The 25,978-nt window shown below is 70.9% G+C and carries 21 protein-coding genes; 7 read left to right on the forward strand and 14 right to left on the reverse strand.

Features of this window, described 5'->3' with window-relative positions; all coding sequences use genetic code 11:
* Positions 1 to 86: 86 nt before the first annotated feature.
* The 5 genes from tkt (at position 87) to pgl (ending at position 6,910) form a co-directional block, all read left to right on the forward strand.
* Entirely contained in the window at positions 87 to 2,186 is a 2,100-nt protein-coding gene (gene tkt, locus ACZ47G_RS19310; RefSeq protein WP_465744167.1) for a transketolase, read from the forward strand.
* Between the two features lie 88 nt (positions 2,187 to 2,274).
* Positions 2,275 to 3,417: a transaldolase gene (gene tal / locus ACZ47G_RS19315; RefSeq protein ID WP_465744169.1), complete on the forward strand. Its 1,143-nt coding sequence runs from the start codon at positions 2,275 to 2,277 to the stop codon at positions 3,415 to 3,417.
* A gap of 63 nt (positions 3,418 to 3,480) precedes the next feature.
* A complete protein-coding gene (gene zwf / locus ACZ47G_RS19320; RefSeq protein ID WP_465744171.1) occupies positions 3,481 to 5,037 on the forward strand; it encodes a glucose-6-phosphate dehydrogenase in 1,557 nt (518 codons plus the stop codon).
* Positions 5,034 to 6,125 carry a glucose-6-phosphate dehydrogenase assembly protein OpcA gene (gene opcA, locus ACZ47G_RS19325; RefSeq protein WP_465744173.1) on the forward strand — a complete coding sequence of 364 codons (1,092 nt, stop codon included), beginning with the start codon at positions 5,034 to 5,036 and terminating at the stop codon, positions 6,123 to 6,125. The genes zwf and opcA overlap by 4 nt, the downstream gene beginning before the upstream one ends.
* Positions 6,122 to 6,910 carry a 6-phosphogluconolactonase gene (gene pgl, locus ACZ47G_RS19330; RefSeq protein ID WP_465744175.1) on the forward strand — a complete coding sequence of 263 codons (789 nt, stop codon included), beginning with the start codon at positions 6,122 to 6,124 and terminating at the stop codon, positions 6,908 to 6,910. The genes opcA and pgl overlap by 4 nt, the downstream gene beginning before the upstream one ends.
* 72 nt (positions 6,911 to 6,982) lie before the next feature.
* On the opposite strand, the gene ACZ47G_RS19335 is transcribed toward pgl, so the two are convergent.
* The 11 genes from ACZ47G_RS19335 to uvrA all read right to left on the reverse strand — a co-directional run bounded on the left by ACZ47G_RS19335 (position 6,983) and on the right by uvrA (position 19,991).
* Positions 6,983 to 7,318 carry an RNA polymerase-binding protein RbpA gene (locus tag ACZ47G_RS19335; protein ID WP_184938344.1) on the reverse strand — a complete coding sequence of 112 codons (336 nt, stop codon included), beginning with the start codon at positions 7,316 to 7,318 and terminating at the stop codon, positions 6,983 to 6,985.
* A 157-nt stretch (positions 7,319 to 7,475) separates the two neighbouring features.
* Entirely contained in the window at positions 7,476 to 7,712 is a 237-nt protein-coding gene (secG, locus tag ACZ47G_RS19340; protein ID WP_465744177.1) for a preprotein translocase subunit SecG, read from the reverse strand.
* An 86-nt stretch (positions 7,713 to 7,798) separates the two neighbouring features.
* Positions 7,799 to 8,584, reverse strand: coding sequence for a triose-phosphate isomerase (gene tpiA, locus ACZ47G_RS19345; RefSeq protein WP_465744179.1), 786 nt, complete (start codon positions 8,582 to 8,584; stop codon positions 7,799 to 7,801).
* A gap of 4 nt (positions 8,585 to 8,588) precedes the next feature.
* A complete protein-coding gene (locus ACZ47G_RS19350; protein ID WP_465744181.1) occupies positions 8,589 to 9,794 on the reverse strand; it encodes a phosphoglycerate kinase in 1,206 nt (401 codons plus the stop codon).
* Between the two features lie 152 nt (positions 9,795 to 9,946).
* Positions 9,947 to 10,954 (reverse strand): type I glyceraldehyde-3-phosphate dehydrogenase, encoded by a 1,008-nt coding sequence (gene gap, locus ACZ47G_RS19355; RefSeq protein WP_359912922.1) that lies wholly within the window; start codon positions 10,952 to 10,954, stop codon positions 9,947 to 9,949.
* Positions 10,955 to 11,230: 276 nt separating this feature from the next.
* Complete coding sequence (whiA, locus tag ACZ47G_RS19360; RefSeq protein WP_188308910.1) at positions 11,231 to 12,211, reverse strand: DNA-binding protein WhiA; 981 nt, start codon at positions 12,209 to 12,211, stop codon at positions 11,231 to 11,233.
* Positions 12,202 to 13,287, reverse strand: coding sequence for a gluconeogenesis factor YvcK family protein (locus ACZ47G_RS19365; protein ID WP_465744412.1), 1,086 nt, complete (start codon positions 13,285 to 13,287; stop codon positions 12,202 to 12,204). The genes whiA and ACZ47G_RS19365 overlap by 10 nt, the downstream gene beginning before the upstream one ends.
* 64 nt (positions 13,288 to 13,351) lie before the next feature.
* Positions 13,352 to 14,236, reverse strand: a complete 885-nt coding sequence (rapZ, locus tag ACZ47G_RS19370; protein WP_317621418.1) for an RNase adapter RapZ — start codon at positions 14,234 to 14,236, stop codon at positions 13,352 to 13,354.
* A gap of 118 nt (positions 14,237 to 14,354) precedes the next feature.
* Positions 14,355 to 16,415 (reverse strand): excinuclease ABC subunit UvrC, encoded by a 2,061-nt coding sequence (gene uvrC, locus ACZ47G_RS19375; RefSeq protein ID WP_465744184.1) that lies wholly within the window; start codon positions 16,413 to 16,415, stop codon positions 14,355 to 14,357.
* Positions 16,416 to 16,493: 78 nt separating this feature from the next.
* Positions 16,494 to 16,946, reverse strand: coding sequence for a Rieske (2Fe-2S) protein (locus tag ACZ47G_RS19380; RefSeq protein WP_465744186.1), 453 nt, complete (start codon positions 16,944 to 16,946; stop codon positions 16,494 to 16,496).
* Between the two features lie 102 nt (positions 16,947 to 17,048).
* Entirely contained in the window at positions 17,049 to 19,991 is a 2,943-nt protein-coding gene (gene uvrA / locus ACZ47G_RS19385; RefSeq protein ID WP_465744188.1) for an excinuclease ABC subunit UvrA, read from the reverse strand.
* 268 nt (positions 19,992 to 20,259) lie between these two features.
* On the opposite strand from uvrA, the gene ACZ47G_RS19390 reads away from it, so the two are divergent.
* Positions 20,260 to 20,994 (forward strand): maleylpyruvate isomerase family mycothiol-dependent enzyme, encoded by a 735-nt coding sequence (locus ACZ47G_RS19390; protein WP_465744189.1) that lies wholly within the window; start codon positions 20,260 to 20,262, stop codon positions 20,992 to 20,994.
* Between the two features lie 57 nt (positions 20,995 to 21,051).
* Complete coding sequence (locus ACZ47G_RS19395; RefSeq protein WP_465744190.1) at positions 21,052 to 21,705, forward strand: MBL fold metallo-hydrolase; 654 nt, start codon at positions 21,052 to 21,054, stop codon at positions 21,703 to 21,705.
* A gap of 73 nt (positions 21,706 to 21,778) precedes the next feature.
* Here the strand turns inward: ACZ47G_RS19395 and ACZ47G_RS19400 are convergent, their stop codons facing one another.
* From ACZ47G_RS19400 to uvrB, 3 genes are all read right to left on the reverse strand, one after another.
* Complete coding sequence (locus ACZ47G_RS19400; protein WP_465744191.1) at positions 21,779 to 22,798, reverse strand: TerC family protein; 1,020 nt, start codon at positions 22,796 to 22,798, stop codon at positions 21,779 to 21,781.
* A 231-nt stretch (positions 22,799 to 23,029) separates the two neighbouring features.
* The gene (locus ACZ47G_RS19405; RefSeq protein WP_465744193.1) at positions 23,030 to 23,608 is read right to left on the reverse strand and encodes a TerD family protein; all 579 of its coding nucleotides are present in this window, start codon (positions 23,606 to 23,608) and stop codon (positions 23,030 to 23,032) included.
* Between the two features lie 254 nt (positions 23,609 to 23,862).
* Positions 23,863 to 25,953 carry an excinuclease ABC subunit UvrB gene (gene uvrB, locus ACZ47G_RS19410; protein WP_465744195.1) on the reverse strand — a complete coding sequence of 697 codons (2,091 nt, stop codon included), beginning with the start codon at positions 25,951 to 25,953 and terminating at the stop codon, positions 23,863 to 23,865.
* Between the last annotated feature and the right edge of the window lie 25 nt (positions 25,954 to 25,978).

The raw sequence follows: 25,978 nt of genomic DNA on the forward strand, positions 1-25,978 counted from the left end.
ATCCACAGTCGGGACCACAGCGCCGTGGCCGACCCGGTCCCCATTCACGGGGTCACTCTTCACAATGGAAGGAGCCCTGAGACAGGGTGAGCACTGCGCCGAAGAACGCATTCGAGTGGAGCGACCTGGACGAGCGCACGGTTGACACGGCGCGGGTCCTGGCGATGGACGCTGTCCAGAAGGTCGGTAACGGGCACCCCGGGACGGCCATGTCGCTGGCCCCCGCTGCCTACCTGATCTTCCAGCGCTTCCTGCGCCACGACCCGACCGACCCGGCCTGGGTCGGCCGCGACCGCTTCGTCCTCTCCCCCGGGCACACCAGCCTGACGCTCTACACCCAGCTGTACTTCTCCGGCTACGGCCTGGAGCTGGACGACCTCAAGGCCTTCCGCGTCGCGGGCAGCCGCACCCCGGGCCACCCCGAGCACGGCCACACCGCCGGCGTGGAGACCACCACCGGCCCGCTGGGCCAGGGCATCGCCAACGCGGTCGGCATGGCGATGGCCGCCCGCTACGAGCGCGGCCTGTTCGACCCGGAGGCGGCGGCCGGGGAGTCCCCCTTCGACCACACCATCTGGGCCATCGTCTCCGACGGCGACCTGGAGGAGGGCATCTCCGCCGAGGCCTCCTCGCTGGCCGGCCACCAGAAGCTGGGCAACCTGGTCGCGCTCTACGACGACAACCACATCTCGATCGAGGGCGACACCGACACCGCCTTCTCCGAGGATGTCCTCAAGCGCTACGAGGCCTACGGCTGGCACGTCCAGCGAGTCGCGCCGAAGGCCAACGGCGACATCGACGTCGAGGCCCTCGCCGGTGCGCTGGCCGCCGCCAAGGCCGAGACCTCCCGTCCGTCGATGATCGCGATGCGCACGATCATCGCCTGGCCGGCCCCGGACGCCCAGAACACCGCCAAGGCGCACGGCTCCGCGCTCGGCGCCGCCGAGATCGCCGCCACCAAGAAGGTCCTGGGCTTCGACCCGGAGAAGACCTTCGAGGTCAGCGAGTCGGTGATCGAGCACGCCCGCAAGGTCATCAAGCGCGGCAAGGCCGCCCGCGACCAGTGGCAGCAGGGCTTCGAGGCCTGGCGCGCCGCCAACCCGCACCGGGCCGCCGAGTTCGACCGCATCCAGGCCGGCGAGCTGCCCGAGGGCTGGAAGAAGGCCGTCCCCTCCTTCCCGGCCGGCAAGGACGTCGCCACCCGCAAGGCCTCCGGCGAGACCCTCAAGGCGCTCGGCGCGGTGATCCCGGAGCTGTGGGGCGGCTCGGCCGACCTCGCGGAGTCCAACCTCACCACCATCGACGAGGACAGCTCCTTCCTCCCCGAGGGCAACCCGCTGAAGTCCGCCAGCCCGTACGGCCGGACGATCCACTTCGGCATCCGCGAGCACGCCATGGGCTCGACCATGAACGGCATCGCCCTGCACGGGAACACCCGGGTCTACGGCGGCACCTTCCTGGTCTTCGCCGACTACATGCGCCCGGCCGTCCGCCTGGCCGCGCTGATGAAGCTGCCGGTCACCTACGTCTGGACGCACGACTCGATCGGCCTCGGCGAGGACGGCCCGACCCACCAGCCGGTCGAGCACATGGCCGCGCTGCGCGCCATCCCGGGCCTGGCAATGGTCCGCCCGGCCGACGCCAACGAGACCGCCGTCGCCTGGCGCACGATCGTCGAGCGCCACACCAGCCACCCCGGCCCGGTCGGCCTGGCGCTGACCCGCCAGAACGTCCCGACCTTCGACCGCGAGGTCTTCGCCTCCGCCGAGGGCACCGCCAAGGGCGCCTACGTGCTGGCCGAGGCCGGCAACGGCGACCCGCAGCTGATCCTGCTGGGCACCGGTTCCGAGGTCCAGCTGGCCGTCCAGGCCCGTGAGGTCCTGGAGGCCGAGGGCGTCGCCACCCGCGTGGTCTCCGTCCCGTCCTTCGAGTGGTTCCAGGAGCAGGACCAGGCCTACCGCGACAGCGTGCTGCCGCCGTCGGTCAAGGCCCGCGTCTCGGTCGAGGCAGGCATCGCCCAGGGCTGGCGCGAGCTGGTCGGCGACCACGGCCGGATCGTCTCGCTGGACCACTTCGGTGCCTCCGCCGACTACAAGGTGCTGTTCGAGGAGTTCGGCCTGACCGCCGAGCGCGTGGTCGCCGAGGCGCACAACGCCCTGCGCTCCCTCGAAGCCGTCAACCGCTAGCCGCACCCGGCCGGGGTACCGACCGCACATCGGCGCCCCGGCCCCTCTGACTACCCCACGAAGCAGAAGAAAAAGGGACTGAAGCACCATGACTGACGCACTGAAGCGCCTCAGCGACGAAGGCGTTGCGATCTGGCTGGACGACCTCAGCCGCAAGCGGCTGAACTCCGGCAACCTGGCCGAGCTGGTGCAGAACAAGCACGTGGTGGGTGTCACCACCAACCCGACCATCTTCCAGAAGGCCATCGCCGGCAGCGGCGACAGCTCCTACGACGGCCAGCTGCGCGACCTCGCCGTCCGCAAGGTCACCACCGACGAGGCGATCCGCATGATCACCACCTCGGACGTGCGCGACGCCGCGGACGTGCTGCGCCCGGTCTACGACGCCTCCAACGGCCGCGACGGCCGGGTCTCCATCGAGGTCGACCCGCGGCTGGCGCACGAGACCGCCCCGACCGTGGCCGAGGCCAAGCAGCTGTGGTGGCTGGTCGACCGCCCGAACGTCTTCATCAAGATCCCCGCCACCAAGGCCGGCCTGCCCGCCATCAGCGAGGTCATCGGCCTGGGCATCAGCGTGAACGTCACGCTGATCTTCTCCCTGGAGCGCTACAAGGCCGTCATCGACGCCTACCTGACCGGCCTGGAGACCGCCAAGGCCAAGGGCCTGGACCTCTCCCAGATCGAGTCGGTCGCCTCCTTCTTCGTGTCCCGTGTGGACACCGAGATCGACAAGCGCCTGGACAAGATCGGCGGCGACGCCAGGAACCTGCGCTCCAAGGCCGCCCTGGCCAACGCCCGCCTCGCCTACCAGGCGTACGAGGAGGTCTTCGGCTCGGTCGACGGCAAGACCGCCGGCAGCGCCCGCTGGAAGGCCCTGGAGGCCGCCGGCGCCAAGCCGCAGCGCCCGCTCTGGGCCTCGACCGGTGTCAAGGACCCGGCCCTGCCGGACACCCTGTACGTCACCGAGCTGGTCGCCCCCGGCACCGTGAACACCATGCCCGAGGCCACCCTGGACGCCACCGGCGACCACGGCGTCATCACCGGCAACACCATCGTCCCCAACTACGCCGACGCCAAGGCCGTCCTGGACGCCATCGCGGCCGCCGGCGTGGACTACGACGACGTCGTCCAGGTGCTGGAGGACGAGGGCGTGGAGAAGTTCGAGCAGTCCTGGCAGGAACTGCTCGACACCGTCACCGCCTCGCTGGCCTCCTTCGCCAACGAGAAGTGACCACCGCTCACACAGCCAGCGCACGAAAGCGGAGCACACCAAGTGAGCACTGATTTCCCTGAGTTGACATCGGAATCGGACGCGGACGACCTCCCGCCCGCCCCCGTCAACCCGCTTCGTGACCCCTCCGACCGGCGGCTCCCGCGCATCGCGGGGCCGTCCGGCCTGGTCATCTTCGGGGTCACCGGCGACCTGTCCCGCAAGAAGCTGATGCCGGCCATCTACGACCTGGCCAACCGCGGCCTGCTGCCGCCGGGCTTCTCCCTGGTGGGCTTCGCCCGCCGCGAGTGGGACGACGAGGACTTCGCCCAGGAGGTCCACGACGCGGTCAAGGAGCACGCCCGGACCCCGTTCCGGGAGGAGGTCTGGCAGCAGCTCGCCAAGGGCATGCGCTTCGTCCACGGCACCTTCGACGACGACGACGCCTTCGACAAGCTCCGCGAGACCATCGAGGAGCTGGACAAGGCCCAGGGCACCGGCGGCAACTTCGCCTTCTACCTGTCCGTCCCGCCGAAGTTCTTCCCGACCGTCGTCCAGCAGCTCAAGAAGCACGGCCTGGCCGACCCGCCGCAGGGCTCCTGGCGCCGCGCCGTCATCGAGAAGCCCTTCGGCCACGACCTGGAGAGCGCTCAGGAGCTCAACAAGGTCGTCCACGAGGTCTTCCCGCGCGACGAGGTCTTCCGGATCGACCACTACCTGGGCAAGGAGACGGTCCAGAACATCCTGGCGCTGCGCTTCGCCAACCAGATGTTCGAGCCGATCTGGAACCGGTCGTACGTCGACCACGTGCAGATCACCATGGCCGAGGACATCGGCATCGGCGGCCGGGCCGGCTACTACGACGGCATCGGCTCCGCCCGTGACGTCATCCAGAACCACCTGCTGCAGCTGATGGCGCTCACCGCCATCGAGGAGCCGGCGTCCTTCCACCCGAAGGCGCTGGTGGCCGAGAAGCTCAAGGTGCTCAGCGCCGTCAAGCTCCCGGCGGACCTCGGCCGGCACACCGTGCGCGGCCAGTACGCGGCCGGCTGGCAGGGCGGCGAGGAGGTGGTCGGCTACCTGGACGAGGACGGCATCAACCCGGACTCCAAGACCGACACCTACGCGGCCATCAAGCTGGAGATCAACAACCGCCGCTGGGCGGGCGTCCCGTTCTACCTGCGCACCGGCAAGCGGCTGGGCCGCCGGGTCACCGAGATCGCGGTGGTCTTCCAGCGCGCCCCGTACCTGCCCTTCGACTCCTACGCGACCGAGGAGCTGGGGCAGAACGCCCTGGTCATCCGGGTCCAGCCGGACGAGGGCGTGACGGTGCGGTTCGGCTCCAAGGTGCCGGGCACCTCCTTCGAGGTCCGGGACGTCACGATGGACTTCGCCTACGGCGAGTCCTTCACCGAGTCCAGCCCGGAGGCGTACGAGCGGCTCATCCTCGACGTGCTGCTCGGCGACGCCAACCTGTTCCCGCGTCACCAGGAGGTCGAGCTCTCCTGGCAGATCCTCGACCCGATCGAGAAGTACTGGGACGCCCACGGCAAGCCCGCCCAGTACTCGGCGGGCACCTGGGGCCCGGCCGAGGCGGACGAGATGCTCGCACGAGACGGCAGGAGCTGGCGGCGGCCATGAAGATCGACCTCACCAACACGACGTCCAGCAAGATCAACGCCGCGCTGATGGAGGCGCGCCGGACCAGCGGCTCCACCGCCGCCGGCATGGTGCTCACCCTGGTGATCGTGACCGACGAGGGCAGCGCGTACGACGCCCTCAAGGCCGCCAACGATGCCTCCCGCGAGCACCCGATGCGCACCCTCGCGGTGATCAAGCGCGCCGGCCGCTCGCCCCGGGCCCGCGCCGAGACGCGGCTGGACGCCGAGATCCTGGTCGGCACGGACGCCGGCTCCGGAGAAACGGTCATCCTGCGCATGCACGGCGAACTCGTCTCGCACGCCCAGTCGGTGGTCCTGCCGCTGCTGCTGCCGGACGCCCCGACCGTGGTCTGGTGGCCGGACAACGCGCCGCTGCACCCGGCGCAGGACCCGCTGGGCGCGCTCGCCCAGCGCCGGATCACCGACGCCGTCACCGCCGAGTCCCCGGTCGGCCAGCTCGCCCAGCGGGCCCAGAGCTACACCCCGGGCGACACCGACCTGGCCTGGACCCGGATCACCGGCTGGCGCTCGATGCTGGCCGCCGCGCTGGACCAGCGGCCGTCCGCCATCACCTCGGTGATGGTCGAGGGCGAGTCCTACAACCCCAGCGTCGAGCTGCTCGGCCTGTGGCTGCTCAACCGGCTGAGCGTGCCGGTCGAGCGGGTCGTCACCGGCGGCCCCGGCATCACCGCGGTGCACCTGCGCACCAAGGACGGGGACATCACCCTGGACCGCCCTGACGGCCTGATGGGCACGCTCTCCATGCCCGGCTCGCCGGACCGCCAGGTGGCGCTCAAGCGGCGCGAGACCTCGGAGCTGATCGCCGAGGAGCTGCGCCGGCTGGACCCGGACGACATCTACTCGACGGCCGTGCGCACGCCCGTCGAGCGGCTGCGCGAGCCCGCCGAGCCGACCAGCGCGTCGGCGGCCGCGGCCGAACCCGTCGCGGACGCGGCGGCCGCGGCCGCCGACGCCGCGGTGGCCAACCCGGCCCGGGTGACCGCCGACGTGGAGAAGTCCACCGCGAAGAAGGCCGCGGGCAAGCGCGCCGCCAAGGGCAGCGCATGACCGCCGCGACCCCGCAGCTGGTCGTCCACCGGGACAAGGAGCTGATGGCCCAGGCGGCCGCGGCCCGGCTGATCACCCGGATCGTGGACGCCCAGGCCGCCCGCGGCACCGCCTCGGTGGTGCTCACCGGAGGCCGCAACGGCAACGCCCTGCTGGCCGCGATCGCCGCCTCCCCGGCGCGCGACGCGGTCGACTGGGGCCGGCTGGACCTCTGGTGGGGCGACGAGCGCTTCGTCTCCGCCGCGGATCCGGACCGCAACGCCGTCCAGGCCCGCGCCGAGCTGCTGGACGCCGTCCCGCTCGACCCGGCGCGGGTGCACGAGATGCCCGCCTCGGACGGGGTGGACGGCTCGGACGTGGAGGCGGCGGCCGCCCGCTACGCGCAGGAGCTGGCGAAGGCCGCCGGACCGGGCGACCGGTTCGGCGTCCCGGCCTTCGACGTGCTGCTGCTCGGCGTCGGCCCGGACACCCACGTCGCCTCGCTCTTCCCGGAGCACCCGGGCGTGCGGGAGGCCGAGCTGACCGTGATCGGCGTGCGCGGGGCCCCCAAGCCCCCGCCGACCCGGATCTCGCTCACCCTCCCGGCGATCCGGGCGGCCCGTGAGGTCTGGCTGCTGGCCGCCGGCGAGGACAAGGCGGGCGCGGTCGCGCTGGCCCTGTCCGGCCCCGGCGAACTGCAGGCCCCGGCCTCCGGCGCGTACGGCCGCAGCCGCACCCTGTGGCTGCTGGACCGCGCCGCCGCCGAGCGGATCCCGCCCCAGCTGTACCCGCCGGCCTCGGCGTAACGGCCGGAAACGCCGAAGGGCGCCCCCGTCACGAAGACGGTGGGCGCCCTTTCTCGTCAGCCTGTCCGGTGCTCAGATCTCGCCGCGCAGCTTGGCCAGCGCCTCGGCGAGGATCGCCTCCCCGTCGGCGTCGGTGCGCCGCTCCCGGACGTAGGCGAGGTGGGTCTTGTACGGCTCGTTGCGCGACGGCGCGGGCGGGTTGTCCTCGTCCTGCCCGGCCGGGAATCCGCAGCGCGGGCAGTCCCAGGTGTCCGGGATGACGGCCTCGGCGGCGAAGCTGGGCCGGGTCTCGTGCTTGTTGGCACACCAGAAGGAGATCCTGTTGCGCGGAGCGGACTCGCCGCGCTCCGCCTCCCCCATCGGGCCTGCCCCGACCCTGCTGCCACGGATGGCGTTGCCACTTGCCACGGTCTGACTCCCTGCGTGCTGTTGCGCCGACCCGCCGCGGTGCGCGTCGGTGGCGAAAGTCGTCCTAGTGTAAGCAGGACTTAAGGTTCCGCCACCATCGCCTCCGCCCCCGACCGTCCCAGGATAGGCGCTCGGGCGACGGGGCGTCAGGGTTGTGTCAGCTCTTGTACTTCAGGACCAGGCCCAGCACCATGATGCAGGCGAACCAGCCGACGCCGACCACGATGGTGATGCGGTCCAGGTTGCGCTCGGCCACCGCCGAACCGCCGCCGGTGGACATCGCGCCACCGCCGAACATGTCGGAAAGACCGCCGCCCTTCCCCTTGTGCAGCAGCACCAAGAGGATCATCAGCGCACTGAAGATGATCAGGGCAATCGAGAACCCGAGAACCACGACGGGACCAACTCTCTCGTATCTTCGCGAAGGGGCCGGGCCGCGTACGGCGGTCCGGCCCCAAAGCCTACGTTGCTGCGGCGGCGTTAGCCTACTGCCTGCTCACGGTAGCGCACGATCTTGACGAACTCCTCGGCGTCCAGCGAGGCACCGCCGACCAGGCCGCCGTCGATGTCGGGCTTGGCCATCAGACCGGCCGCGCTGGACGACTTGACCGAACCGCCGTACAGCACACGGACCTTGTCCGCCAGCTCGGCGGAGTACAGCTCGGCGAGCCGCGCCCGGATCGCGCCGCAGACCTCCTGCGCGTCCTCCGGGGTGGCCACCTCGCCGGTGCCGATCGCCCAGACCGGCTCGTACGCGACCACGATCGACTCGGCCTGGTCCGCCGGGACGCCCTCCAGGGCGCCGTCCAGCTGGGCCAAGGTGTACTCGACGTGGGTGCCGGCCTTGCGGATCTCCAGCGGCTCGCCGATGCACAGGATCGGGGTGACCCCGGCCCGGTAGGCGGCCTTGACCTTGGCGTTGACGATCTCCTCGTTCTCGCCGTGGTACTGGCGGCGCTCCGAGTGGCCGATCACCGCGTAGGTGCACTGCAGCTTGGCCAGCATCGGACCGGAGACCTCGCCGGTGTAGGCGCCGCCGTCGTGCTGCGAGATGTCCTGCGAGCCGTACTTGATCTTCAGCTTGTCGCCGAAGACCAGGGTCTGCACCGAACGCAGGTCGGTGAACGGCACCAGGACGGCGACCTCGACGGCCTCGTAGTCCTTGTCGGCCAGCGCGAACGCCAGCTTCTGGGTGTGCTGGATGGCCTCGAGGTGGTTGAGGTTCATCTTCCAGTTGCCCGCCATCAGCGGGAGACGCTCAGTCATGCTTTCAGCCTTCCAGGGCGGCGAGACCGGGGAGGGTCTTGCCCTCCAGGTACTCGAGGCTCGCGCCACCGCCGGTCGAGATGTGCCCGAACTTCGTCTCGTCGAAGCCCAGGATGCGGACGGCCGCGGCGGAGTCTCCGCCACCGACCACGGTGAACGCGTCGCTGTCGACCAGGGCCTGGGCGACGGCCTTGGTGCCCTCGGCGAAGGTCGGGTGCTCGAAGACCCCCACCGGGCCGTTCCAGAACACCGTCTTGGCGTCGGCCAGCTTCGAGGCGAACAGCTCGCGGGTCTTCGGGCCGATGTCCAGGCCCTCCTTCTCCGCGGGGATCTTGTCCGCGTCGACGATCTCGAAGTCCTCGACCGGCCGGTGGGTCTTGGTGTCGGGGAAGGACGCGGAGACCGCGACGTCCACCGGCAGCACGAACTCGACGCCGTTCTGCTTCGCCCGCTCCAGGTACTCCAGGACGGTGTCGACCTGGTCCTTCTGCAGCAGCGAGATGCCGACCTCGTTGCCCAGCGCGTACAGGAAGGTGTACGCCATGCCGCCGCCGATCAGGATGCGGTCGGCCTTGCCGAGCAGGTTGTCGATCACGCCGACCTTGTCGGACACCTTGGAGCCGCCGAGCACGACCACGTACGGGCGCTCGACCTCCTCGGTCAGCTTCTTCAGCACGCCGACCTCGGTGGCGATCAGGTCGCCGACGGCGTGCGGCAGCAGGCCGGGCAGGTCGTAGACGGAGGCGTGCTTGCGGTGCACGGCACCGAAGCCGTCGCCGACGTACAGGTCCGCCAGGGCGGCCAGCTGCTCGGCGAAGCCCTTGCGCTCGGCGTCGTCCTTGCTGGTCTCACCGGCGTTGAAGCGCAGGTTCTCCAGCAGCGCGACCTCGCCGTCGGCCAGCGCGGCGACGGTGGCCGTGGCGGACTCGCCCACGGTGTCGGTGGCGAAGGCGACCGGCTTGCCGAGGATCTCGCCGAGGCGCGCGGCCACCGGGGCGAGCGAGAACTGCGGGTCCGGCGCGCCCTTCGGGCGGCCGAGGTGGGAGGCGACGACGACCTTGGCACCGCGCTCGACGAGCTTGGCGATGGTCGGTGCGACGGCGCGGATCCGGCCGTCGTCGGTGATCCGGCCGTCCGACAGCGGGACGTTCAGGTCGGCGCGCACGAAGACGCGCTTGCCGGCGACGTCCAGGTCTTCGATGGTCTTCACGGGTTCTTCTGTCTCCTGGGGAGATGGTTGATGCGCAGAGGCGGCACGGCGCAGGGGCCGCCTGAGAAGTCCTTGTACGCAGAACGAGGGCCCGGACGGCGCGTTCTCGCCGTCCGGGCCCTCGTCCCTACATCACGTCAGCTCCCACTGCGTCAGAGCTGGCCACCGACGAGGGCGACCAGGTCGACGACGCGGTTCGAGTAGCCCCACTCGTTGTCGTACCAGCCGAGCACCTTGACCTGGTTGCCCTGGACCATGGTGAGCTGGCTGTCGAAGATGCACGAGGCCGGGTCGTTGACGATGTCCGAGGAGACGATCGGGTCCTCCGTGTAGGCCAGGATGCCCTTGAGCGGGCCCTCCTGCGCGGCCTTCTGGAAGGCCGCGTTGACCTCGTCCTTGGTGACCTCGCGCTCGAGGGTGACGACCAGGTCGGTGATCGAGCCGGTCGGGACCGGGACGCGCAGCGAGGTGCCGTCCAGCTTGCCCTTCAGCTCCGGCAGGACCAGCGCGGTCGCCTTGGCGGCACCGGTCGAGGTCGGGATGATGTTCTGCGAGGCCGCACGAGCACGGCGCAGGTCCTTGTGCGGGAAGTCCAGGGTCACCTGGTCGTTGGTGAACGCGTGGACGGTGGTCATCAGACCCTTGACGATGCCGAAGCTCTCGTTCAGCACCTTGGCCATCGGCGCCACGCAGTTCGTGGTGCAGGAGGCGTTGGAGATGATGTGGTGGTTGGCGGCGTCGTACTTCTCGTCGTTGACACCCAGGACGATGGTGACGTCCTCGTCGGTGGCGGGCGCCGAGATGATGACCTTCTTCGCGCCGGCGGCGAGGTGCTTCTTCGCGGCCTCGGCCTTGGTGAAGATGCCGGTGGACTCGACGACGATGTCGGCGCCCAGGGCGGCCCACGGCAGGTTGGCCGGGTCACGCTCGGCGGTCACCTTGAAGGTGTGGCCGTCGACGGTGATGCTGTCCTCGGTGTGCGAGACCTCGGCCTGGAGGGTCCCCAGGGTGGTGTCGTACTTGAGCAGGTGAGCCAGGGTCTTCGTGTCGGTGAGGTCGTTGACACCGACGATCTCGATGTCCGCGCCCTGGGCCTTGACGGCGCGGAAGAAGTTGCGGCCGATGCGGCCGAAGCCGTTGATGCCTACCCGGATCGTCACGAACCGATCTCCTCGTTAGGTACGCCGGCGCTGAGCCGACGGGGATGAGATTTGGGAAGTCCCCGACCGCCTACGACCCTACCTCTCCGGACCCTGGGAGGGCACATCGCGCCACCTGGCAAGACGTGGCGTGGCGTCTTTCGGGGCCCTCCGTCCTTGCCCGCCCGGGCCGTTGGTCCTGGTCAAGTGGTCTTGACCAATTTTGGATCTCCGGCCGGCCCCGGACACGACTGCGGCCGGTGCCCGGAATCCGGACACCGGCCGCAGTCGGTCACCTCAGTTCAGCGCCATCTCGTCGGTCAGGTTGGCCTCGGTGCTCGGCAGGCCGAGCTCGGCGGCGCGCTTGTCGGCCATCGCCAGCAGGCGGCGGATCCGGCCGGCCACCGCGTCCTTGGTCAGCGGCGGGTCGGCGAGGGCGCCCAGCTCCTCCAGCGAGGCCTGCTTGTGCTGCATCCGCAGCTGGCCGGCCGCGGCCAGGTGCTCCGGCACCTCCTCGCCGAGGATCTCCAGCGCGCGCTGCACCCGGGCACCGGCCGCCACCGCGGCGCGGGCCGAGCGGCGCAGGTTGGCGTCGTCGAAGTTGGCGAGCCGGTTGGCGGTGGCCCGGACCTCGCGGCGCATCCGGCGCTCCTCCCAGGCGAGCACCGACTCGTGGGCGCCGAGCCGGGTCAGCAGCGCGCCGATGGCGTCGCCGTCGCGGATGACCACCCGGTCCACCCCGCGCACCTCGCGGGCCTTGGCCGGGATGCCGAGCCGACGGGCCGCGCCGACCAGCGCCAGTGCCGCCTCGGAGCCGGGGCAGGTGATCTCCAGCGAGGAGGAGCGGCCCGGCTCGGTGAGCGAGCCGTGGGCGAGGAAGGCGCCGCGCCAGGCCGCCTCGGCGTCGCAGGTGGCGCCGGAGACGACCGCCGGGGGCAGGCCCCGGATCGGCCGGCCTCGGCCGTCGACCAGGCCGGTCTGGCGGGCCAGCAGCTCGCCGTCCTTGACCACCCGGACGACGAAGCGGCTGCCGCGCCGCAGCCCGCCGGGGGCCATCACCACGAGGTCGGAGGAGTGCCCGAAGATCTCCAGCAGGTCCTTGCGCAGCCGCCGTGCCGCCGCCCCGGTGTCCAGCTCCGCCTCGATCACGATGCGGCCGCTCACGATGTGCAGCCCGCCCGCGAACCGCAGGATCGCCGACACCTCCGCCTTGCGACAGCAGGCCCGGGTGACCGGGAGCCGGCTGATCTCGTCCTTCACCGCTGGAGTCATCGCCATGGCCCGATCCTTCCATGTGTCCGGAAAATCCGGTCGTACGCGGCTGCCAACAGCTCCGGGTCGTGTCGCGGGGTGCCGTCGGCGCGGGCCACCGTGCCGAGCACCAGAGCCGCGCCCATCCGCTCGGCGGCCTTCTCCAAACCGGCCAGGTCCGCCTGGCCGAAGGCGCCGCCCGTGACGGCGCGCTCGTCCACCAGGATCGCATCGACCGCGAGGTCGGGGGCGTGGTCGGCGATGACCTCCAGGTGGCGCTGCGGGGTGAAGCCCTCGGTCTCGCCGGGCTGCGGGGCCAGGTTCAGGGTGAGCAGGCGGCGGGCGCGGGTCTCGACCAGCGCCTTGGCCAGGTCGGGCACCAGCAGGTGCGGCAGCACGCTGGTGAACCAGGAGCCGGGGCCGAGCACCACCCAGTCCGCCTCCTGGACGGCGGTGACCGCCTCCGGGACGGCGGGCGGCCCGTCCGGCAGCAGCCGGATCGACTGCACGGTGCCGGGGGTGACCGCGACGCTGGCCTGGCCGCGGACGGCCGAGACCTCGGCCGGGCGGTCCGGGTCGTGGCCGCGCACGGTGGCCTCGATGTCCAGCGGCACCGCCGACATCGGCAGCACCCGCCCCTGGACGTTCAACAGCCGGCCGACCCAGTCCAGCGCCGCCACCGGGTCGCCGAGCTTCTCCCAGAGGGCGACGATCAGCAGGTTGCCGACCGCGTGGCCGCCCAGCTCGCCGTTGCCGGTGAAGCGCTGCTGGATCACCTCGGACCAGGTGCGGCCCCAGTCGTCGTCCCCGCACAGCGCGGCCAGCGCCTTGCGCAGGTCCCCGGGCGGCAGCACGCCCAGTTCCTCGCGCAGTCGCCCGCTGGAGCCGCCGTCGTCGGCGACGGTGACCACCGCGGTGAGGTCGCTGGTGAGCCGGCGCAGCGCCGACAGCGAGGCGGACAGGCCCTGGCCGCCGCCGAGCGCGGTGATCCTGGGGGCCGGGTTGGCCCGGGCGGGACTGCTCCGCGGACGGTTCGGCGACGGGCTGCCCGCCCGTTCGCCGGTCCTGCTCTGCGGCTGCCGCCCGGGCACGTATCCCGCCACAATCACCTCGCGTTCCTCAGCCCCGCCACCGGCTCCGCCGGCGGCCCGGCAGAGAAGGCGGCGGTTACTCCCGTCCCATGTCACGGTGGACGAGCACCGTCTCGACTCCGTCGGCGATGAGACGCTTGGTCAGACGCTCGGACATGGCGACGCTACGGTGCTTGCCACCGGTGCAGCCTACGGCAAGCGTCATGTAGCGCTTCCCCTCCCGCCGGTAGCCCTCGGTGATGATGCGCAGCAGCTGGGCGTAGCCGTCCAGGAACTCGTTGGCCCCGGGCTGCTGGAACACGTAGTCGGCGACGTCCGCGTCGGTGCCGGTGCGGGCCCGCAGCTCGGGCACCCAGTGCGGGTTGGGCAGGAATCGGCAGTCCACCACGAGGTCGGCGTCGACCGGCAGGCCGTACTTGAAGCCGAAGGACATCACGGTGGCCCGCAGCTCGGGCTCGTCGTGGTCGGCGAACTGGGCGTCCAGCTTGGCGCGCAGCTGGTGCACGTTGAGGTTGGAGGTGTCGATCACCAGGTCGGCCTCGCCGCGCAGGTCGCGCAGCAGGTCGCGCTCCTGGGCGATGCCGTCCACGATCCGGCCGTCGGCCTGCAGCGGGTGCGGGCGGCGCACGCTCTCGAAGCGGCGAACCAGGGCGTCGTCGGAGGAGTCCAGGAAGACCACCTGGAGGCGGACGCCGCGCTTCTCCAGCTCGTCGAGCGAGGTGAGCAGGTCGTCGAAGAACTGCCGGCCGCGGACGTCCACGACCACGCCGATCCGGGCGACGTTGCCCTGGGAGCGGGCGCCCAGGTCGACCATGGTCGGGATCAGGGCCGGCGGCAGGTTGTCCACCACGAACCAGCCCAGGTCCTCCAGGCACTTCGCGGCAGTGGAACGGCCGGCTCCGGACATGCCGGAGATGATCACCAGCTCCGGCGCGTTCTCGGCCACGTCTGACACGGTCACTTCGGTTCCCCGCTCTCGGTCTTTCTGCTGGGGAGAACGCGCACGGCACGGCCGCCCTTCCCCGGCCCGGACAGGCGGGCGGGGTCGGGGCGCGCCGACGGACGGGCGGCGTCGGCCGTCATGGCGTCTCCTGGGATGGTGCGGTCTGGGGTGCTGCGGCCACCGGCTCGGCGGCCAGGTCGACCCCGTCCTCGATGATCTCGCCGGTCGCGGTGTTGACCGCGGGTGCGGCGGGTGTACGGGACGCCAACGCCGCCGCAACAGTCTCCGCGGTGCGGCGCCCGATGCCGGGTACCGCGCAGATCTCGTCGACGGTGGCGGCCCGGAGCTTCTTCAGCGAGCCGAAGTGCTTGAGCAGCGCCCGGCGGCGAGTCTCGCCGAGGCCCGGGACGGAGTCCAGCTCCCCGGCGGTGAGTCGCTTGGAACGCTTGGCGCGCTGGTAGCCGATCGCGAAGCGGTGGGCCTCGTCGCGCACCCGCTGGAGCAGGTAGAGGCCCTCGCTGGAGCGGGGCAGCACGACCGGGTCGTCCTCGCCGGGCAGCCAGACCTCCTCCAGGCGCTTGGCCAGGCCGCACAGCGCGACGTCGTCGATGCCCAGCTCCTCCAGGGCCCGCTGGGCGGCGGCGACCTGCGGCTGGCCGCCGTCGACCACCAGCAGCTGCGGCGGGTAGGCGAAGCGCTTGGGGCGGCCCTCCTCGTCGCGGGTGCCGGTGCCGGACTCGGGCTCGTGCTCGTCCTCCTCGGGGACGGCCCACTCGCCGGTCTGCTCGCGCTCCTGGAGGTAGCGGCGGAAGCGCCGGCTGATCACCTCGTGCATCGAGCGGACGTCGTCCTGGCCCGCGAAGCCCTTGATCTGGAAGCGCCGGTACTCGCTCTTGCGGGCCAGGCCGTCCTCGAAGACGACCATGGAGGCGACCACGTCCTCGCCCTGGAGGTGGGAGATGTCGTAGCACTCGATGCGCAGCGGGACGGAGTCCAGCTCCAGCGCGTCGGCGATCTCCTGGAGGGCGCGGCTGCGGGTGGTGAGGTCGGAGGCGCGCTTGGTCTTGTGCAGCGCCAGCGCCTGCTGGGCGTTGCGCTGCACGGTGGCCATCAGGTCCTTCTTGTCGCCGCGCTGCGGGACGCGCAGGTCGACCTGGCTGCCGCGCAGTCCGCTGAGCCATTCCCGGACCGGGGCGGCCGGTTCGGGCAGCGCCGGGACGAGCACCTCGCGCGGGACGGCCTCGTTGCGCTCGTCCGCGGCGGCGTTGCCGTAGAGCTGCTGGAGCGCGTGCTCGACCAGGCCGGCGGTGTCGACGTCCTCGACCTTGTCGGTGACCCAGCCGCGCTGGCCGCGCACCCGGCCGCCGCGGACGTGGAAGATCTGGACGGCGGCCTCGAGTTCGTCCTCGGCGACGGCCAGCAGGTCGGCGTCGGTGGCGTCGGCGAGCACGATGGCGTTCTTCTCCATCGCGCGCTTGAGGGCGCCGATGTCGTCCCGCAGCCGGGCCGCCTTCTCGTACTCCATCTCGACGGCGGCCTCCTGCATCTGCTCTTCCAGCCGGCGCAGGTAGTTGCCGGTGCGCCCGGCCATGAAGTCGCAGAAGTCCTCGGCCAGCGCCCGGTGTTCGTCCGCCGAGACCTTGCCGACGCAGGGCGCGGCGCACTTGCCGATGTAGCCGAGCAGACAGGGGCGACCGACCTGCCGGGCGCGCTTGAACACGCCGTTGGAGCAGGTGCGGACGGGGAAGACGCGCAGCAGCAGGTCGACCGTCTCGCGGATCGCCCAGGCGTGCCCGTACGGGCCGAAGTAGCGCACGCCCTTCTTGTGCGCCCCGCGCATCACCTGGACCCTCGGGTACTCCTCGTCGAGGGTGACGGCGAGTTCCGGATAGCTCTTGTCGTCGCGGTACTTGACGTTGAACCGGGGGTCGAACTCCTTGATCCAGGAGTACTCCAGCTGGAGCGCCTCGACCTCGGTGGCGACCACGGTCCACTCCACCGAGGCGGCGGTGGTGACCATGGTCGCGGTGCGCGGGTGCAGCCCGGCGAGGTCCTGGAAGTAGGACGACAGCCGCGGCCGCAGGCTCTTGGCCTTGCCGACGTAGATGACCCGGCCGTGGGCGTCACGGAACTTGTAGACGCCCGGGGAGGTCGGGATCGCCCCCGGCGCCGGGCGGTAGGTGCTCGGGTCAGCCATGGGTCCACCGTACCGAGTGCGGTCGGGGCCGCGGGGAGGGGTTCGGACAGGGCCTGGGTCGGGAAGCGCTCAACTGCTTCAGCTCGGGGTCACCTTGAGGTTCCCGCCCTCGACCGTGACGGTGTAGGCGGGCAGCGGGCTGGGGGCCGGGCCGTCCTGCACCGCGCCGTCGGCGATGGCGAAGCGGCTGCCGTGGCAGGGGCACTGGATCTGCTGGTTCTTGACCTGGTCGACGATGCAGCCGGCGTGGGTGCACTTGGCGCTGAAGGCCTTGTACTGGCCGGCGGCCGGCTGGGTCACCACGATCTTCTGCTCGCGGAACACCTTGCCGCCGCCCTCCGGCACCGCCGAGGCCGGGCCGAGGTCCACCGGGCCCTTGGCGGCGCTGCTCTTGTCCGACGAGTCGCCGGAACCGGCCGAGGGACCGCAGCCGCTGACCGCCACGGTGCCGCCGGCCGCCAGCACGGCCGCGGCGCCGCAGAGCAGGGTGCGGCGGGAGGTGGCGGGGCTGGTCTCGGGGGCCTCGGACATCGGTGCGCTCCTACGGTTGCTGCTGCTGCGAGGGACCACGGAAGTCTATGCCGCGCCCGCCCCGCCGCTCCCGGACATCCCGGGAGCGGCGGAGCGGTCGGGTCACTTCTTCGCCGCGACGGCCCGCTTGCTCGGGGCCTTCTTGGCGGCCGCCTTCTTGGCCGGTGCCTTCCTGGCGGGCGCGGCCACCGGGGCGTCCGCGAAGTCGCCCGGCAGGATGTCCCGCAGGAACTTGCCGGTGTGGCTCTCCGAGACGGCCGCGATCTGCTCCGGGGTGCCCTCGGCGACCACCGTGCCGCCGCCGGAGCCGCCCTCGGGGCCCATGTCGACGACCCAGTCGGCGGTCTTGATCACGTCGAGGTTGTGCTCGATCACGATCACCGTGTTGCCCTTGTCGACCAGCCCGCTGAGCACCTTGATCAGCTTGCTGATGTCCTCGAAGTGCAGGCCGGTGGTGGGCTCGTCCAGCACGTAGACCGTCCGCCCGGTGGAGCGCTTCTGCAGCTCGGAGGCGAGCTTGACGCGCTGCGCCTCACCGCCGGAGAGCGTCGGCGCGGACTGGCCGAGCCGGACGTAGCCGAGGCCGACGTCGTTGAGCGTCCGCAGGTGGCGGGCGATCGCCGGGACGGCCTCGAAGAAGGACAGCGCCTCCTCGATCGGCATGTCCAGCACCTCGGCGATGGACTTGCCCTTGTAGTGCACCTCCAGCGTCTCCCGGTTGTACCGGGCGCCGTGGCAGACCTCGCACGGGACGTAGACGTCCGGCAGGAAGTTCATCTCGATCTTGATGGTGCCGTCGCCGGTGCAGTTCTCGCAGCGGCCGCCCTTGACGTTGAAGGAGAACCGCCCGGGCAGGTAGCCGCGGACCTTGGCCTCCTGGGTCTCCGCGAAGAGCCGGCGGACGTGGTCGAACACCCCGGTGTAGGTGGCCGGGTTGGACCGCGGGGTGCGGCCGATCGGCGACTGGTCGACGTGCACCACCTTGTCCACCAGGTCGGTGCCGGTGATCCGGGTGTGCCGGCCGGGCACGCTGCGGGCGCCGTTCAACTCCCGGGCGAGGTGGGTGTAGAGGATGTCGTTGACCAGCGTCGACTTGCCGGAGCCGGAGACCCCGGTGATCGCGGTGAGCGTCCCGAGCGGGAAGCCGACCGTGACGTCCTTGAGGTTGTGCTCGCGGGCGCCGTGCACCGTCAGCTGGCGCTTCTTGTCCCGGTCGCGGCGGCCGGCCGGGATCGGGATGGAGCGCTTGCCGGAGAGGTACTGGCCGGTCAGCGACTCCTTGTTGGTGAGCAGCTGCTTCAGCGAACCGGAGTGCACCACCTTGCCGCCGTGCTCGCCGGCGCCCGGGCCGATGTCCACCACCCAGTCCGCGGTCTTGATGGTGTCCTCGTCGTGCTCGACCACGATCAGGGTGTTGCCGATGTCGCGCAGCCGCACCAGCGTCTCGATCAGCCGGTGGTTGTCCCGCTGGTGCAGGCCGATGGACGGCTCGTCCAGCACGTACAGCACGCCGACCAGGCCGGAGCCGATCTGGGTGGCCAGCCGGATGCGCTGGGCCTCGCCGCCGGACAGGGTGCCGGCCGCGCGGTCCAGCGACAGGTAGTCCAGGCCGACGTCGACCAGGAACCGCAGCCGCTCGTTGACCTCCTTGAGGACCCGCTCGGCGATCTGCTTGTCCCGGTCGTTGAGCTTCATCGCGCCCAGGAACTCGGCGCAGTCGCTGATCGACATCGACGAGACGTCGGCGATCGACTTCTCCTCGACGGTGACCGCGAGCACCACCGGCTTGAGCCGGGTGCCCTGGCAGGTCGGGCAGGGCACCTCGCGCATGTAGCCCTCGAAGCGCTCGCGGCTGCTGTCGCTCTCCGCCTCGGTGTGCCGGCGCTGGATGAACGGGACGGCGCCCTCGAAGCCGGTGCTGTACGAGCGCTCGCGGCCGAAGCGGTTGCGGTAGCGGACCTGCACCTGGTGCTTGTGGCCGTACAGCAGCGCCTTCTTGGCGCGGGCGGGCAGCCCGGCCCAGGGGATGTCGGTGCGGAAGCCGAGCTCCTCGGCGAGCGCGTCGATCAGGCGCTGGAAGTACTCCTTGGCGTGCCCGGCCGACCACGGGTGGATCGCGCCCTCGTCCAGCGAGCGCTCCGGGTCCGGCACGACCAGCTCCGGGTCGACCTCCATCCGGTTGCCCAGGCCCGAGCAGTCCGGGCAGGCGCCGAACGGCGAGTTGAAGGAGAACGAGCGCGGCTCCAGCTCCTCGAACGACACGTCGTCGTACGGGCAGTAGAGGTGCTCGGAGTACATCCGCTCGCGCTCCGGGTCGTCCTCAGGGAGGTCGACGAAGTCGAGCACGACCATGCCGCCGGACAGCCGCAGCGCCGTCTCCACCGAGTCGGTGAGCCGCCGCTTGGCGCTCTCCTTGACGGTCAGGCGGTCGATGACCACCTCGACGGTGTGCTTCTCCTGCTTCTTCAGCTTCGGCGGCTCGGCGAGCTGGATCGTCTCGCCGTCGACCCGGGCGCGGGAGTAGCCCTTGGACTGGAGGTCGGCGAAGAGGTCGACGAACTCGCCCTTGCGCTCGCGCACCACCGGGCTGAGCACCTGGAAGCGGGTGCCCTCGGCGAGCTCCAGCACCTTGTCGACGATCGCCTGCGGCGACTGCTTGGCGATCGGGCGGCCGCAGTGCGGGCAGTGCGGCTTGCCGATCCGGGCGAACAGCAGGCGCAGGTAGTCGTAGACCTCGGTGATGGTGCCGACGGTCGAACGGGGGTTGCGGTTGGTGGACTTCTGGTCGATCGAGACGGCCGGGGAGAGGCCTTCGATGAAGTCCACGTCGGGCTTGTCCATCTGCCCGAGGAACTGACGGGCGTAGGAGGACAACGACTCGACGTAGCGGCGCTGGCCTTCGGCGAAGATCGTGTCGAAGGCGAGCGAGGACTTGCCGGAGCCGGAGAGGCCCGTGAAGACGATGAGGGAGTCGCGGGGCAGGTCGAGCGAGACGTTCTTGAGGTTGTGCTCGCGAGCACCGCGGACGATGAGGCGGTCGGCCACTGCTTCTGGCGCCTTTCTCCGGACGAGAGGGCTTGCGGTGTGTGGGGTGTTCTTCTTCCAGGATGCGGCAGCCAGCCTATAGCTCAGACGTTCGAATCTCGACTTTGTCCAGCGGAGTCCACCCGAACGAGTGAGGGCCCCGGTTCGACCGTCCGTACCCGGACCGAAAAAGCCCCTGCTCAGGGCACGGATTCGGCGGTAGCGTCGGTTGGTCAACGAGCGGGGCCCGCTCCGGGCAACGCGCCGTCCCGTACAGAAGGCAGATCCGATGACCGACCCGCAGTCCGCAGCCTCCGTCGCCGCCGAGCACCTGGGCCTGGTCGAGGACAGCACCCGGGCCATGCTGGAGACCGTCGCCCAGCTCAAGCCCGACGCCGTCGCCGAGCCCTCCGCCCTCCCCGGCTGGACCCGCGGCCACGTACTCGCCCACCTCGCCCGCAACGCCGACTCCCTGGTCAACCTGCTGACCGGCGTCCGCACCGGCACCGACATCCCCCAGTACGCCAGCGAGCAGGCCCGCGAGCAGGGCATCCAGGACGGCGCCGGCCGCCCGCTGGACGCCCAGCTCGCCGACCTGCGCGAGTCCCACGAGCGCTTCGCCGAGGCCGCCGCCCTGATGACCGACGAGGACTGGGCCGCCGAGGTGCGCCACCGCTCGGGCGCGGTCTTCCCCGCGTGCGAACTCGTCTGGAAGCGCCTTGGCGAACTGGAGTACCACCTGGTCGACCTCGGCGCCGACTACACCCCCGCCCGCTGGCCGGAGGAGTTCGCCGTCACCGAGTTCCACAAGCTCGCCCAGCGGCTGCACGGCGCCGAGCTGCCCCGCGTCGAGCTGACCGCCGAGGACACCAAGGACATCGGCCTGATCGGCTCCGGCGAGCCCGCCCTGACCGTCCGCGGCCCCGTCCGCGCCCTGCTCGCCTGGCTCTCCGGCCGCTCCGACGGCGCCGACCTGAGCCGCACCCCCGACACCGCGCTCCCCCAGCTTCCCCCGCTGGGCTGACGGCGCGAGGATGATCCTGAACCCTGTAGTAGCCGGACCCGGACGAGGAGCGGACGGATGACGTACCACGGAGCGGTCAAGGTCGGCGGACCGCCGGACGTGCGGGAGCTGGCCCACCTGATCATCACCAAGGTGGCCGTCGGCCCGTACGACAACAACGCCTACCTGCTGCGCTGCCGGGCCACCGACGAGCAGCTGCTGATCGACGCGGCCGCGGACGCCCCGGTGCTGCTGGAGACCGTCGGGGACGACCTCGAAACCGTGGTCACCACCCACCGGCACCACGACCACTGGGGCGCGCTCGCCGAGGTGGTCGCCACCACCGGCGCCCGCACCGCCGCCGGGCAGCACGACGCCGAGGGCATCGACGTGCCCACCGAGCTGCTGCTCTCGGACGGCGACAAGCTGCGGGTCGGCGACGTCGAGCTCACCGTCCGGCACCTGGTCGGGCACACCCCGGGCGCCATCGTGCTCATCTACGACGACCCCCAGGGCCACCCCCACGTCTTCACCGGCGACTGCCTCTTCCCGGGCGGCGTCGGCAACACCTGGGGCGACCCGGAGGCCTTCAAGAGCCTGTTCCGGGACGTCAACGAGAAGATCTTCGACGTGCTGCCGGACGAGGCCTGGGTCTACCCGGGCCACGGCAACGACACCACCATCGGCGCGGAGCGCCCGCACCTCGACGAGTGGCGCGAGCGCGGCTGGTAGCCCGCCCGGACGCGCGGAGGGCCCCGGCGGCGCGGTGCGCGTCGCGGGGGCCCTCCGTGGCTCTTCGGGAGGCTCAGGCGTCCAGCTTCTCCTGCTCCTGCCGCCCGGCCGGCTCGGCCTGCCCGGCCTGTTCGGCCTGCTCGGCCTGCTCGGCCTTCTTCGAGGCCATCAGGCTGGTCACCGTCGTCACGGCCAGCACCACCACGATGAAGCCGAGCGAGACCGGGATGCCGATCTCCGGGACGTTCGCGCCGGCCTCGTGGGCCGCGTGCAGCACCAGCTTCACTCCGATGAAGCCGAGGATCACCGACAGGCCGTAGCTCAGGTGGACCAGCTTCTTCAGCAGCCCGCCGATCAGGAAGTACAGCTGGCGCAGGCCCATCAGGGCGAAGGCGTTGGCGGTGAAGACGATGTACGGGTCCTGGGTGAGGCCGAAGATGGCCGGAATCGAGTCCAGCGCGAACAGCACGTCCGTGGTGCCGATGGCCAGCATGACGATCAGCATCGGGGTGATCAGCCGGCGGCCGTTCTCCCGGACGAACAGCTTGGTGCCGCGGTACTCGTCGGTCGCCGGGAAGCGCCGGGTGATCGACTTGAGCAGCCGGTTCTCCTCGAACTCTTCCTCCTCCTCGTCGGCCCCGGCCTCCTTGACCAGCTTCCAGGCGGTCCAGATCAGGAAGGCGCCGAAGATGAAGAACACCCAGGAGAACTGGGTGACCAGCGCGGCCCCGCCGGCGATGAACACCGCCCGCAGCACCAGCGCGATGATCACACCGAACATCAGCACGCGCTGCTGGTAGATCCGCGGCACCGCGAACTTGCCCATGATCAGGATGAAGACGAAGAGGTTGTCGACGCTGAGCGACTTCTCGGTGATGTAGCCGGCGAAGAACTCACCCGCCGGCTGCCCGCCGGAGTGCCACCAGAGGAAGCCGCCGAAGAGCAGCGCCAGCACGACCCAGACGACCGTCCAGATCCCGGCCTCCTTGATCGAGACCTCGTGCGGCTTGCGCCCGCCGATGAAGAAGTCCGCCACGATCAGTGCGATCAGCACACCGATCGTGGTGGCCCACATGGTCACGGAAACGTCCATTACTGCTCCTCCGGCAGCTAGGCGAGACAGACATCGTCACTGCCGGAGGTCTCTTCCGCCCGTCGGGCCGTGCCCGCGCCGGACCAGTGCCCCGGGGCGCCGCGACGGGCGCCCGTGATGACGGGGTCGACTGCTTGGGGAATACTCCCCTCCGCTGCCATCGAGAGTAACAGGGAAGGCAAAGAAAGGTAAAGAAGGTAAAGGACGGCCCCGCGGGCGGGCCGCCGGGGGCTAGAGGAACGGGTCGATCGCCGGCAGCAGGTCCTGGAAGGTCCGGCCCTTGGCCGGTGCGCCGATCGCCTGCATCTCCCAGCCGCCGTTGCCGTCCCGGACCACCTTCGCCATGATCTGCCCGGTGTGCGGCCCGCCGCCCGCCAGCTCGTACCGGGCCAGCTCCACCCCGGTGGCCTCGTCCACCAGCCGGCAGTGCGCCTGGCGCACCTCGGCGAAGGTCTGCCCGGTGTACGAGCTGACCGTGAACACCACCTGGGTGATGTGCGGCGGCACGTGCATCAGGTCGACCAGGATCGCCTCGTCGTCCTCGTCCCCCGAACCGCCCTCCAGGTTGTCCCCGGTGTGCCGCACCGAACCGTCGGTGGACTCCAGGTGCTGGAAGAACACCACGTCGGACGGGGTCTTCTCGGCGTACAGCAGTGCCGAGGCGTCCAGGTCGATCTTCCTGGTCCGGCTGCCGAACAGGCCCCGCTTCGGGGCGGCCTGCCAGCCCAGCCCCATCCGCACCACGGTCAGGGTGGCGCCCGCCCCCTTCTGGAGGCTCACCCGCTGCCCCTTGGCCAGGTTCACCGACACGACGTTGTCCTCTCTGCCGGCCACGCGGTCGCTGCCGCACGGCTCCCCGGTGGAACACCCCGTCGCCGTCCCCCGGCTGAGGCCCCCTCTGCTGACGGCCCGCGACCCCGTCCCGAGGGCGCGATGCCGCAGGCCAGCCTAGGGCCTGCGGCACCACCGTCTCCCCCACGTTTCCCTGTTTGTGGCAAGGATGAGACACCTCCGCGCGGCTGACCCCCGCGCGGACGGGGAAAGGCGGCGCCCCGACGGTGTGGCTACGCCACACCGGCCTCGCGCATCTGCCGCAGCTCCTTCTTCAACTCCTTGACCTCGTCGCGCAGCCGGGCCGCCACCTCGAACTGGAGGTCCGCGGCGGCCGTGTGCATCCGGTCCGTCATCTCCTGGATCAGCTCGGCCAGCTCGGCGGCCGGCAGCGACTTGGCGGGCTTGCGCTCCCCGCCCAGCATCGGCACCGGGGCCTTGCCCTTCCCCTGGCCCCGGTAGCCGGTGGAGAGCAGTTCGTCGGTGTCCACGTCCTCGCGGGCCAGGGTGTCCAGGATGTCGCCGATCTTCTTCCGCAGCGGCTGCGGGTCGATCCCGTGCTCCTTGTTGTAGGCCTGCTGCACGGCCCGGCGGCGGTTGGTCTCGTCGATCGCCTTCTCCATCGACGGGGTGATCCGGTCCGCGTACATGTGCACCTGGCCGGAGACGTTGCGGGCGGCGCGGCCGATCGTCTGGATCAGGGAGGTGCCGGAGCGCAGGAAGCCCTCCTTGTCCGCGTCCAGGATCGCCACCAGGGACACCTCGGGCAGGTCCAGGCCCTCGCGCAGCAGGTTGATGCCGACCAGCACGTCGTACCGGCCGGCCCGCAGCTCGCGCAGCAGCTCCACCCGGCGCAGGGTGTCCACGTCGCTGTGCAGGTACCGGACCCGGATGTCCAGGCCCAGCATGTAGTCGGTGAGGTCCTCGGCCATCTTCTTGGTCAGCGTGGTGACCAGGACCCGCTCGTCCCGCTCGACCCGCTTGCGGACCTCGTGCACCAGGTCGTCGATCTGGCCCTCGGTCGGCTTGACGATCACCTCGGGGTCGATCAGACCGGTCGGGCGGATGATCTGCTCGACCTGCCCGTCGCCGCGCGACAGCTCGTAGGGGCCCGGCGTCGCCGACAGGTACACCGTCTGGCCGACCCGGCCCAGGAACTCCTCCCACTTCAGCGGGCGGTTGTCCATCGCGGACGGCAGCCGGAAGCCGTGCTCGACCAGGGTGCGCTTGCGCGAGGCGTCGCCCTCGTACATCGCGCCGATCTGCGGGACGGTGACGTGCGACTCGTCGATGACCAGGAGGAAGTCCTCCGGGAAGTAGTCCAGCAGGGTGTTCGGCGCCGAGCCGGGCTCACGGCCGTCGAAGTGCATCGAGTAGTTCTCGACGCCCGAGCAGGTGCCGATCTGGCGCAGCATCTCGATGTCGTAGGTGGTGCGCATGCGCAGCCGCTGGGCCTCCAGCAGCTTGCCCTGCTTCTCCAGCTTGGCGAGCGTCTGCTCCAGCTCCTGCTCGATGCCGGTGATCGCCCGCTCCATGCGCTCGGGGCCGGCCACGTAGTGCGAGGCGGGGAAGACGTAGATCTGCTCGTCCTGGCTGATGATCTCGCCGGTGAGCGGGTGCAGGGTGTAGAGCGACTCGATCTCGTCGCCGAACATCTCGATCCGGACGGCCAGCTCCTCGTAGACCGGGAAGATCTCGATGGTGTCGCCGCGGACCCGGAAGGTGCCGCGGGTGAAGGCCACGTCGTTGCGGGCGTACTGGATGTCCACGAAGCGGCGCAGCAGCACGTCGCGGTCGATCTCCTGGCCGACCTTGAGCGGGACCATCCGGTCCACGTACTCCTGCGGGGTGCCGAGGCCGTAGATGCAGGAGACGGAGGCGACCACGATCACGTCGCGGCGGGTGAGCAGCGAGTTGGTCGCCGAGTGCCGCAGCCGCTCGACCTCCTCGTTGATCGAGGAGTCCTTCTCGATGTAGGTGTCCGTCTGCGGGACGTACGCCTCGGGTTGGTAGTAGTCGTAGTACGAGACGAAGTACTCGACCGCGTTGTTCGGCAGCAGCTCGCGGAACTCGTTCGCCAGCTGGGCCGCCAGGGTCTTGTTCGGCGCCATCACCAGGGTGGGGCGCTGCAGCTTCTCGATCATCCAGGCCGTGGTGGCCGACTTGCCGGTGCCGGTGGCACCGAGCAGCACGACGTCCTTCTCCCCCGCCCTGATCCGCCGTTCCAGCTCGGCGATCGCCGCCGGCTGGTCACCGTTCGGTTGGAAGGGGCTGACGACCTCGAAGGGCGCCACGGACCGCTCAATACTCGTGATGGGACGCACGCTTCCAACCGTACGGCCCGGCACT

This window comes from Kitasatospora sp. NPDC030952, assembly GCF_055571335.1.

What these genes read in the sequence shown, in the direction of transcription:
- tal (WP_465744169.1), top strand. Translation starts at nt 2,275, where the DNA reads ATGACTGACGCACTGAAGCGCCTCAGCGACGAAGGCGTTGCGATCTGG.
- opcA (WP_465744173.1), top strand. Translation starts at nt 5,034, where the DNA reads ATGAAGATCGACCTCACCAACACGACGTCCAGCAAGATCAACGCCGCG.
- pgl (WP_465744175.1), top strand. Translation starts at nt 6,122, where the DNA reads ATGACCGCCGCGACCCCGCAGCTGGTCGTCCACCGGGACAAGGAGCTG.
- tpiA (WP_465744179.1), bottom strand. Translation starts at nt 8,584, where the DNA reads ATGACTGAGCGTCTCCCGCTGATGGCGGGCAACTGGAAGATGAACCTC.
- whiA (WP_188308910.1), bottom strand. Translation starts at nt 12,211, where the DNA reads ATGGCGATGACTCCAGCGGTGAAGGACGAGATCAGCCGGCTCCCGGTC.
- uvrC (WP_465744184.1), bottom strand. Translation starts at nt 16,415, where the DNA reads ATGGCTGACCCGAGCACCTACCGCCCGGCGCCGGGGGCGATCCCGACC.
- ACZ47G_RS19380 (WP_465744186.1), bottom strand. Translation starts at nt 16,946, where the DNA reads ATGTCCGAGGCCCCCGAGACCAGCCCCGCCACCTCCCGCCGCACCCTG.
- ACZ47G_RS19390 (WP_465744189.1), top strand. Translation starts at nt 20,260, where the DNA reads ATGACCGACCCGCAGTCCGCAGCCTCCGTCGCCGCCGAGCACCTGGGC.
- ACZ47G_RS19395 (WP_465744190.1), top strand. Translation starts at nt 21,052, where the DNA reads ATGACGTACCACGGAGCGGTCAAGGTCGGCGGACCGCCGGACGTGCGG.
- ACZ47G_RS19400 (WP_465744191.1), bottom strand. Translation starts at nt 22,798, where the DNA reads ATGGACGTTTCCGTGACCATGTGGGCCACCACGATCGGTGTGCTGATC.